General features: G+C 65.5%; 9 protein-coding genes. 4 read left to right on the top strand and 5 right to left on the bottom strand.

What is annotated here, in order from left to right; all coding sequences use genetic code 11:
• Positions 1-13 precede the first annotated feature (13 nt).
• The 4 genes from AWC07_RS09130 to AWC07_RS09145 all read right to left on the bottom strand — a co-directional run bounded on the left by AWC07_RS09130 (position 14) and on the right by AWC07_RS09145 (position 4,773).
• Positions 14-2,119, bottom strand: coding sequence for a serine/threonine-protein kinase PknD (locus AWC07_RS09130; RefSeq protein WP_036409205.1), 2,106 nt, complete (start codon positions 2,117-2,119; stop codon positions 14-16).
• Between the two features lie 268 nt (positions 2,120-2,387).
• Entirely contained in the window at positions 2,388-3,515 is a 1,128-nt protein-coding gene (pstS, locus tag AWC07_RS09135) for a phosphate ABC transporter substrate-binding protein PstS (protein ID WP_036409206.1), read from the bottom strand.
• Positions 3,516-3,568: 53 nt separating this feature from the next.
• Positions 3,569-4,444 carry a non-homologous end joining protein Ku gene (ku, locus tag AWC07_RS09140; RefSeq protein ID WP_036409208.1) on the bottom strand — a complete coding sequence of 292 codons (876 nt, stop codon included), beginning with the start codon at positions 4,442-4,444 and terminating at the stop codon, positions 3,569-3,571.
• A 140-nt stretch (positions 4,445-4,584) separates the two neighbouring features.
• The gene (locus tag AWC07_RS09145) at positions 4,585-4,773 is read right to left on the bottom strand and encodes a hypothetical protein (RefSeq protein ID WP_036409211.1); all 189 of its coding nucleotides are present in this window, start codon (positions 4,771-4,773) and stop codon (positions 4,585-4,587) included.
• Positions 4,774-4,795: 22 nt separating this feature from the next.
• Here AWC07_RS09145 and AWC07_RS09150 point away from each other — a divergent pair, with 22 nt between their 5' ends.
• The 4 genes from AWC07_RS09150 (at position 4,796) to AWC07_RS29760 (ending at position 9,846) form a co-directional block, all read left to right on the top strand.
• Complete coding sequence (locus AWC07_RS09150; RefSeq protein ID WP_036409214.1) at positions 4,796-7,087, top strand: ATP-dependent DNA ligase; 2,292 nt, start codon at positions 4,796-4,798, stop codon at positions 7,085-7,087.
• Positions 7,084-9,015, top strand: coding sequence for a fumarylacetoacetate hydrolase family protein (locus AWC07_RS09155; RefSeq protein ID WP_036409217.1), 1,932 nt, complete (start codon positions 7,084-7,086; stop codon positions 9,013-9,015). The genes AWC07_RS09150 and AWC07_RS09155 overlap by 4 nt, the downstream gene beginning before the upstream one ends.
• Before the next feature lie 52 nt (positions 9,016-9,067).
• A complete protein-coding gene (locus AWC07_RS29755) occupies positions 9,068-9,352 on the top strand; it encodes a PE-PPE domain-containing protein (protein WP_425271236.1) in 285 nt (94 codons plus the stop codon).
• Between the two features lie 95 nt (positions 9,353-9,447).
• Positions 9,448-9,846: a hypothetical protein gene (locus AWC07_RS29760; RefSeq protein ID WP_051507777.1), complete on the top strand. Its 399-nt coding sequence runs from the start codon at positions 9,448-9,450 to the stop codon at positions 9,844-9,846.
• 142 nt (positions 9,847-9,988) lie between these two features.
• Here AWC07_RS29760 and AWC07_RS28585 read toward each other — a convergent pair.
• The coding region (locus tag AWC07_RS28585) for a hypothetical protein (RefSeq protein ID WP_244187537.1) at positions 9,989-10,084 on the bottom strand (96 nt) is incomplete at its 5' end.

Raw genomic sequence — 10,084 nt, forward strand, 5'->3', positions numbered from 1 at the left:
CGCGCCAGCCTGCCTATGAACCCTGGGCGAGTTTCAGCACCCTGCCGTTGCCGCGGTCGGCGACGTAGACGTTGCCCTTTTTGTCGACCGCAACCGACAAGGGGGTGTTCAGGCCGGTGAATGGCAGCTCGGTGGAAGCGGTTGCCCCGGCCGGCAGCTTCAGCACCGCGTTGTTGTCGTGTTCGGTGACGTAGACGTTGCCGGCACCGTCCACGGTGATACCCCACGGCGCGGTCAGGCCGGTGAACGGCAGTACGGATTGATTGCTGGTGCCGGCTTCCAGCTTTACCACCCGATTGTTGTCGGTGTCGGTGACGTACACATTCCCCTCGCTGTCGACGGCCACCCCGTCGGGGTTCTTCAGGCCGTTGAACGGCAGCACCGTCTGGCTGGTCGAGCCGGCCGCCAATTTCACCACCCTGTTGTTGCCCCGGTCGGCGACGTACACGCCGCCCTGGGCATCCACTGCGATGCCCTCGGGATAGTTGAGTCCGCTGAAGGGCAATTCGACTTGGCGATTCGACCCGGCCGCCAAGGACACCACCCGGTTGTTGAAATCACTGACGTAAATGGTGCCGGAGCCGTCGACGGCCAGGCCCTGCGGCTCGTAAAGCCCGTTGAAGGGTTTCACGGTCGGCGTGCTGGAGTCCGCCGGCAACGTCACCACCCGGCCGTACATGGTCTGGTTGGTGACGTAAACGGTGCCCTGGTCGTCGACCGCGACCCCGCCCGGGGAGAAGCGGAAGTTGAGCCCGTTGAAGGGCAGCACCACCTGACTCTGCGGCGGTGTCGAGCCTTTCGGTCTGGTGGCCACGAACGCGCTGATGCCGGCCACCACCAGGATGACGGCTGCGACGACGGCCGCGACGATCCACGTCGTGCGCTTGTTGCGCGGCTGGCTCGTGGGCTGAGATTGCGACGGCTGGCTGAACGACGGTATGCCCGCCGGAGCGGGAGTGGGACCGGGAACCTGGCCGATGGGGGAGAGCCCCGGCTGGCTGGTCCAACCGGGGCCGGTGACGACGGGGGCCGCCTGGGTCCGTTGGTCGGAGCCGTGTGGTTTAGACCGCCATCCCTGAAGGCTGGGCACCGGCCGGGCGGCGGTCTCGTCTTGGGCCGGGTACGGCGGGCGAGGAGCCGGCGGCTGGGGCTGGGGTTGGGGCTGGGGTTGAGGCCCCGCGCCGGTGTAGTTGGTCCAGGCGCCGCCGAAACCGGTATTGGCGATCAGCGTCGCGTTGTCGCCCCGCTCCAGGATGGTGGCTTCCTGGCGCTGCTCGGGCATGGTGAGCGCATCGTGCGCGGCGATCGCCAGGTCCCCCGCGCTCATGTAGCGCTCCTGGGGATTCTTCGCCATGCCCTTGGCGATCACCTCGTCCAGGGCCGGCGGAACTCTGCCGGGTCGGAGCACGCTGGGCCGTGGCGGCGGCTCCATGAGATGTGCGGCGATCAATCGTTCGACGCTGTCGGTCCGATAGGGCGGCGCTCCCGTCAGGCATTCACCCAAAACGCAGGCCAGCGCATAGATGTCGGCGCGGTAGGTGATGTCGTCGGCGGTGAATCGTTCCGGGGCCATGTAGTTGTAAGTCCCTACGGCCATGCCGCTCTGAGTCAGCCCTGGGTCGTGGGCGGCACGTGCGATGCCGAAATCAACCAGATAGGCGAAATCGTTGGCAGCGACGAGGATGTTCTCGGGCTTGACGTCGCGGTGGGTAACCCCGCTGGTGTGCGCCGCGTCGAGGGCGGCGGCGACCTGCCGCACGATGGCCACTGCCCGTGCCGGGGCGAGCGGACCGTACTGGGTGAGCAACGTACGCAGCGATACTCCGTCGATGAGCCGCATCTCCACATAGAACTGGCCGTCGATCTCGCCGTAGTCGTGGATCGGCACGATGTGCGGTTCCGTCAGCCGTCCCGCGGTGTCGGCCTCGCGTTGCATCCGCGCGCGAAACACCGGGTTCTCGGAGTACTGCGTCGAAATCAGCTTCAGCGCCACGATCCGGTGCTTGCGGGTGTCCTCTGCTTCGTAAACCTCGCCCATGCCGCCGCGACCGATCAACCGCACCAACTGGTAAGGCCCGAAGCGCGACCCAACCCGCGAACCCGGCTCGGTCTCGCTCACCGTCGACGCTCCCTTCGTCCGGCCCGCCGATCCACCGGACATGGTTAGTTAACACACGGTAAATCCTCAAAGACCGGGCACACAACAGAATCGGGTTTACTCTCAGTGATTTCTGACCTGCGGCTCAGGATAAATTACGGGTCGCATTAGCACCGCGGCCAGCGCTGGCTACCGAGACCGTTGCGACACTTGGCGATTCGTCCGGTGATCGGCAGAAATCCGCCAGGCCGGACCGGCTGCGCAAGAGCCCCCGCGGGATGACGGCCGATTATGCGATGGCGTTGACCACCGGGATCAATTTCGATTGGAACGAACTCGGCAGCGGAATATACCCATACTCGTCCAAACCGATCTGGCCGTCGCCAATTGTGGCCTGCATAAACGCTTTTACGGCGGCACCGGTGGGCGCGTCGGGATATTTCGAGCAGACGATCTCGTACGTCACCAGCACTATCGGGTAGGCGCCGGCCTTGGTCGGCCGATAGAACGAGGATGTGTCCACCACCAAGTCGTTGCCCTGGCCCTTGAACGTGGCCCCGGCGATGGTCTTGCCGACGGTCTCGGCGGTGATCGTCACCGGCTCCGGGCCGGCCGAGGTGATGATCTGAGCCATGTTCAGTTGGTGACCGACCGCGTAGGACCACTCGTTGTAGGTGATCGACCCGTCGGTTCGCTTCAGCGCTTGCGACGTGCCGTCATTGCCCGCGGCGCCTTCGCCGACACCTCCGTTGAATGTTTGGCCGACGCCTTTGCCCCACGCGCCGTTGGAAGCGGCATCGAGGTATTTCTGGAAGTTGTCCGTGGTGCCGGACTGGTCGCTGCGGAAGACGACGTGGATGGGTGTCGATGGCAGGCTGGTACCCGAGTTGAGGGCGGTGATCGCCGGGTCGTCCCACTTGCTGATGGCACCGTTGAAGATCCTCGCCAAGGTGGGGCCGTCCAATTTGAGCGTGCTGACGCCGTTGATGTTGTAAGTGACCGCGATCGGGCCGAACACCACCGGCAGGTCCCACGCTTCCGACCCGCAGCGTGCCGCGGCCTTGTCGGGCTCGCCTTTCGCCGGATCCATCGGGGAATCGGAGCCGGCCAGATCGGTCTGGTTGCCCAGGAAGAGCTTCATGCCGGCGCCCGAGCCATTCGCGTTGTAGTCCAGCGTGTGGCCCGGGCAGGCATGAATGTAGGCATACACGAACTGTTCGATCGCGTTCTTTTGCGCCGTCGAACCCGCCGCCAGGAGCTTCTTCTTGCCGCCGCAGTTCACCGGGACGCTGGGGGTGCTGGATCCGGTCGACGACGACGTTGTTCCGGAACGGCCGCCGCACGCTGCCAAGACCAGAGTGCTGACCAGTAGCAGGCTCAGCGCGGCTCGAGTTCGTCCAGATCCGGTGAACCTCACGGCATACTCCTCTCGGCAGCACGACGAGCATATGTGAATTGCGGCTGCACGGGTCAGGACTTCGACGGTTGTTTCGCGGGGGCCTTCTTGCGTGCCGGTGCCTTCTTGGCCGCCTTCGCTGCCGGTGGTTTCTTGTCGCCCGAGCGCGCCTTGACGCTGGCTTCCAGCTTGGCGAGCAGATCGGAGACGTCTTCGGTCTTGTCCAGTTCAGTCGGTTGCTCCTCGGCGGTAAACGCTTCCTCGCCTTCAAGTTTGGCGTCTATGAGTTCCCGTAGCTGCTCCTGGTAGGTATCGCGATAGCGGTCCGGGTTGAAGTCTTCGGCCATCGACTCCACCACTTGGCCGGCCATCTTGAGCTCCGCCGGTTTGATTTCGACCTTCTTGTCCAGTATCGGGAAGTCAGGGTCGCGAATCTCGTCCGGCCACAACAATGTATGTACGACCATCACGTCGCGCTTGCCGAAATCCTTGACCCGCAACGCCGCCAGCCGGGTCTTGTTGCGCAGGGTGAAATGCACGATCGCCATCCGGTCCGTCTCTGCAAGCGTCTTAGCCAGCAGCACATAGGATTTAGATGATTTGGTGTCGGGTTCCAGGAAGTAGCTACGGTCATACAGCATCGGATCCACTTCGCTGGCCGGGACGAATTCGAGGACCTCGATCTCGCGGCTGCGTTCCTCGGGCAACGTGGCGATGTCGTCGTCGGTGATGATCACCATCTGGCCGTCGTCGGATTCGTAGGCCCGCGCCAGGTCGCCGTATTCGACCACCTCGCCGCACACCTCGCACACCCGCTTGTAGCGGATGCGCCCGTTGTCCTTGGCGTGGACCTGGTGAAACTTGATGTCATGGTCTTCGGTGGCGCTGTATACCTTGACCGGCACGTTCACCAGGCCGAAAGCGATCGAACCCTTCCAGATGGAGCGCATGGAGTCAGTATGCCCACAACGCGGGGCGGTTAACAGCGACGCCGCGGCGGCTTAGCGCGCGGTGCGATCCCCGCCGCCAGGCCTCGCACCGGCAATTTCGCAGACGCCCACTCGCGCATTCGCGCCGATCTGCTGAAAAGCTAAGCCGGCGAGTCTAGTTCGTCGACGCTGATACGTCGCAGCCGGGCACGCCGGTCGGCGCCCAGCAAGCCCCGGTCCACGCGGCCCGGCTTTGCCAATCCGGCCGCGACGTTCGCCGCGGTGCTCGGCGGCAACCGGACCTCGACGCTGCCGGCCAGGGCTTCGCCGATCACCAGACCGCGCGTCATGTCGACAGGTTACGTTGAGGGTATGGGTTCGGCGACGGAGCAGCGGGTGACGCTGACCAACGCGGACAAGGTGCTCTATCCGGCGACCGGGACCACCAAGCGTGACGTCTTCGACTACTACACCCGCATCGCCGAGGTGATGGTGCCGCATATCGCCGGGCGTCCGGCGACCCGCAAACGCTGGCCCAACGGCGTCGACCAGCCTTCGTTCTTCGAAAAGCAGCTGGCATCCTCGGCGCCGGACTGGCTGCCGCGGGCAAGCGTTGTGCACCGGTCCGGAACCACGACCTATCCGATCATCGACAGCGCGACGGGGCTGGCCTGGATAGCCCAGCAGGCGGCGCTCGAGGTGCACGTGCCGCAGTGGCGGTTCGTCGCCGAATGGACGCGACGCGGGGCGCAGGAGTTAAAACCCGGCCCGGCTACCCGATTGGTGTTCGACTTGGACCCGGGCGAGGGCGTGACGATGGCCCAGCTGGCCGAGGTCGCGCATGCGGTCCGGGACCTGATCGCCGATATCGGGCTGACCACCTTCCCGCTGACCAGCGGCAGCAAGGGCCTGCATCTGTACGCACCGCTGGATCAGCCGGTGAGCAGCAGAGGCGCCACGATGCTGGCCAAACGCGTTGCGCAACAGCTGGAGAAGACGATGCCCATGTTGGTCACCGCGACCATGACCAAGAGCCTGCGGGCGGGCAAGGTGTTTCTGGACTGGAGCCAGAACAACGGGTCCAAGACCACCATCGCGCCGTACTCGCTGCGCGGCCGCGACCAGCCGACGGTCGCGGCACCCCGCTCCTGGGACGAACTCGACGATCCCGGGCTGCGCCAGCTGCGCTATGACGAGGTACTGCCCCGGGTGGCCCGCGACGGTGATCTGCTCGCGCCGTTGGATGCCGACCTGCCCGGCGCGGACCGGCTGACCAAGTACCGCAGCATGCGCGACGCGTCGAAGACCCCGGAGCCGGTTCCTCGGTCAAAACCGGTTGTCGGTCAAGGTAATACATTTGTCATCCAGGAGCACCACGCTCGCCGGCTGCACTACGACTTCCGGCTGGAACGCGACGGCGTGCTGGTGTCGTGGGCGGTGCCGAAGAACCTGCCGGATACCACCTCGGTGAATCATCTCGCGGTGCGCACCGAAGATCATCCGCTGGAATATGCGACATTTCAGGGCACCATCCCTAAGGGGGAGTACGGCGCCGGCACGGTGATCATCTGGGACTCCGGCACCTACGAAACCGAAAAGTTCCGCGACGGGCCCGAAAAAGGGGCCGAAAAAGGTGAAGTGATCGTCAACCTGCACGGTAATCGGATCTCCGGGCGATACGCGCTGATTCAAACCGACGGTGACCAGTGGCTGGCGCACCGCATGAAAGACCAGCAGGTGTTCGACTTCGACAGTCTCGCTCCGATGCTCACCACCCATGGTTCGGTGGCGCGTCTGAAGAGGGGTCAGTGGGCCTTCGAGGGCAAGTGGGACGGCTACCGGTTACTGGTGGAAGCCGACCACGGGGCCGTTCGGCTGCGCTCCCGCAGCGGCCGCGACGTCACCGGGGAATTCCCGCAATTGCGCTCGCTGGCAGCTGATCTCGCTGATCACCACGTGGTGCTCGACGGGGAGGTGGTCGCGCTCGACTCCGCCGGCGTGCCCAGCTTCAACGAAATGCAGAACCGGGTCCGCGCCACCCGCATCGAGTTCTGGGCGTTCGATCTGCTCTACCTCGACGGCCGCTCGCTGCTGCGGGCGAAATATCAGGACCGTCGCAAACTACTGGAAACGCTGGGTGCCGCAAGTGAACTCATCGTTCCCGAGCTGCTGCCCGGCGATGGAGCCGAGGCCATGGAATACTCCCGCAAGCGCGGCTGGGAGGGGGTGATCGCCAAGCGGCGCGATTCCGGTTATCAGCCGGGCCGGCGTTCGGCGGCATGGATCAAGGACAAGCACTGGAACACCCAGGAGGTCGTCATCGGCGGCTGGCGGGCCGGGGAGGGCGGCCGCAGCAGCGGCATCGGCTCGCTGCTGATGGGCATTCCCGGTCCTTCCGCGCTGCATTTCGCCGGGCGAGTGGGAACGGGTTTCACCGAACGCGACCTGGACAACTTGAAAAGGACGCTGGCGCCGTTGCACACCGACGAAAGCCCTTTCGGCCCTTCGCTTCCGGCGCGTGAGGCCAAGGGTGTCACGTTCGTCAGGCCGACGCTGGTCGGCGAGGTGCGCTACAGCGAATGGACCCCGGACGGTCGGCTGCGGCAAACGAGTTGGCGCGGGCTGCGTCCGGACAAGGACCCGAGTGAGGTGGTGCGGGAATGAAGTGGGTGACGTACCGGAGCGAGGACGGTGAACGGGCCGGCGTGCTGTCCGGTGACAAGATCTACGCGCTGCCACCGGGAGTAGCGCTGATCGACCTGCTCGGCGGTGGCGCCGAGGGGCTGCGCGACGCCGGCGAGGCCGCGTTGCGGGCACCGGCTGCCGTCGTCGGTCTCGACGACGTGTCGCTGGCGGCGCCCATCCCGCGCCCGCCGTCGATCCGAGACTCGCTGTGCTTCCTGGACCATATGCGCAACTGCCAGGAGACCATGGGCGGGGGCCGAGTGCTCGTCGACACCTGGTATCGCATCCCTGCGTTCTACTTCGCTTGTCCGGCAACGGTTCTGGGGCCCTACGACGATGCGCCGACGGCACCCGGAAGTGCCTGGCAGGACTTCGAATTGGAAATCGCCGCGGTGATCGGAACCGGCGGCAAGGACCTGACGGTTGAGCAGGCCGAACAGTCGATCGTCGGCTACACGATTTTCAACGACTGGTCGGCACGCGACCTGCAGATGCTGGAGAGCCAGCTGCGGATCGGACAGGCCAAGGGCAAAGACAGCGGAGTCACCCTAGGCCCGTGTCTGGTTACCCCGGACGAGCTCGAGTTCTACCGCCGCGACGGCAGGCTGAGCCTGCAGGCCATCGCGTTGGTCAATGACACCGTGATCGGCTCGGGCTCGACCGCGGCGATGGACTGGACCTTCGGCGAGGTGATCTCCTACGCCTCCCGCGGGGTGATGCTGCGACCCGGTGACGTGTTCGGCTCCGGCACGGTGCCCACCTGCACGCTGGTGGAGCACCTGGGCAACCTCGAGTTGTTCCCGGGCTGGCTGCACGACGGCGACGTGGTGACCCTGCGCGTCGAGGGACTCGGTGAGACGCGCCAGACCGTGCGGGTCAGCTCGGCGCCGCATCGATTGACGCCCCGGCCCAACCCCGACGCGCCGCCGCCGCGGACCCGGGTCAACCCGGCGCCGGCGCGAGTGCCCTACACACGCGGGCTGCACGAGGTCGCCGACCGGGTGTGGGCCTGGACGCTGCCGGACGGTGGGTACGGCTGGAGCAACGCCGGGCTGGTCGCCGGCGACGGCGCATCGTTGTTGGTGGACACGCTGTTTGATCTGGCCCTGACCCGCGAGATGCTGGACGCGATGAAGCCGATCACCGATCGTGCACCCATCACCGACGCGCTGATCACCCACTCCAACGGCGACCACACCCACGGCAACCAACTGTTGGATCGCTCGGTCCGGATCATCGCCGCCAAAGGCACGGCCGAGGAGATCGCGCATGGCATGCACCCGGACATGCTGGCCCGGCTGCAAACCGCCGACCTGGGCCCGGTCGCCACCGGGTATGCGCGAGACCGCTTCGGGCACTTCGACTTCAGCGGCATCACGGTACGCAACGCCGACCAGACCTTCGACCGTCAGTGGACCATCGATGTCGGCGGCAGGCGGGTGGAACTGCTGAACCTCGGACCCGCCCACACCGCCGCCGACTCGGTGGTGCACGTGCCCGACGCCAGGGTGCTCTTCGCCGGGGATCTGCTGTTCATCGGCTGCACGCCGATTGTCTGGGCCGGCCCGATCGCTAACTGGATCGCGGCTTGTGACGCCATGATCGCGCTGGAGCCGGCCGTCGTGGTGCCGGGTCATGGCCCGGTTACCGACTGCGACGGGATCCGTGCCGTCCGTGGCTATCTGGCGCACGTCGCCGAACAAGCCGAAGCCGCCTACCGCAACGGGTTGTCGTTCGTCGAGGCCGTTGAGACCATCGACCTCGGCGACTACGCGGCCTGGCTGGACTCCGAACGGGTCGTCGTCAATATCTATCAGCGCTACCGCGAGCTCGACTCGGCCTCCCCGCGCCAGGAGTTGCCGCGGCTGCTGACCATGCAAGCCGAATGGTTGGCCAACCGGGGTTAGCGTTGTGCGCGGCCAGAACTCGGCCGCCACGATAACGTGGCGCCCGTTGCGAGTGGTGCCCCGACTGCGGCTGGGTGAACCGATGAATCCCAACGGCGGCCTCCTTGCGCGCTTCGCGGGTCTGAGCCTGCCGAGCCTGGGCCAGACGTTCTACGGCGCGACGCCGCCGAACACGGTCTGGCCGACACACATTTACACCCTGGAATACGACGGCATCGCCGACTGGCCGCAGTACCCGATCAATATCATCTGCGACCTCAACGCCTTTGCGGGTCTGTACTATGTGCATGGCCTGTATCCATTCCTCGACCCGTCGGCGCTCCCCCCCGGGCTATAACCTGGTTCAGTTGCCGTGGTCTGCGGGCTTTACCGGCAACACCACCTACTCGATGATGACTGTCCCGCACCTGCCGATGCTGCAGCCTGCAGCCGGTGCGGCAGATCCCGTTGCTGGGCAATATGATTGCGGATTTGGTAGAACCGAATCTGCGGATCCTGGTCAACCTCGGTTATGGCGATCCGGCCCATGGCTACTCGACCGGACCGGCCGATGTGCCCACCCCGTTCGGGCTCTTTCCACCGATCGACCCGCAGACCGTCCTGGCCGCTCGGGCCACCGGAACACAGCAGGGAATCAGTGCCGCCGGCGACGATCTGAGCATCCTGGCAACCCAGGCATGGGCGTCGCTATCCGGGTTGTCACTGTCGGACGTCTCCGGAGCGCATTCGTCGAATCCGCTGTCGGCGCTCAGTTCCCTACCCACCGCGATATCGTCGGCCTCGCCGATCGACGAATTCATCATGGCCCTGCAAGCGGCGCGGGACTGGTGACGCTGCTGGCAGGGCTATGAATTCTTGGTTCTCACGGGCGCCTGGCACCCGCCGCAGACTCCGTTGTAACCTGCTGGCGGCGCGTAATCATGGTGGCGGCAAACACAATTGGTGTGCTCGCAACACTGCCGAGTTGATGCGGCTACTCCGTTTCGTCGTCTTCGTCTCCGTCGCGGAGCAGTTTTTCGGGGTGATGGAACGTGTTGGTGCGGGGTTGGCCGCGGTCTTGGTGGGCTGG

The organism is Mycobacterium gastri, assembly GCF_002102175.1.
Taxonomy (GTDB): Bacteria; Actinomycetota; Actinomycetes; order Mycobacteriales; family Mycobacteriaceae; genus Mycobacterium; species Mycobacterium gastri.

What these genes read in the sequence shown, in the direction of transcription:
- ku (WP_036409208.1), bottom strand. Translation starts at nt 4,444, where the DNA reads ATGCGCTCCATCTGGAAGGGTTCGATCGCTTTCGGCCTGGTGAACGTG.
- AWC07_RS09145 (WP_036409211.1), bottom strand. Translation starts at nt 4,773, where the DNA reads ATGACGCGCGGTCTGGTGATCGGCGAAGCCCTGGCCGGCAGCGTCGAG.
- AWC07_RS09150 (WP_036409214.1), top strand. Translation starts at nt 4,796, where the DNA reads ATGGGTTCGGCGACGGAGCAGCGGGTGACGCTGACCAACGCGGACAAG.
- AWC07_RS09155 (WP_036409217.1), top strand. Translation starts at nt 7,084, where the DNA reads ATGAAGTGGGTGACGTACCGGAGCGAGGACGGTGAACGGGCCGGCGTG.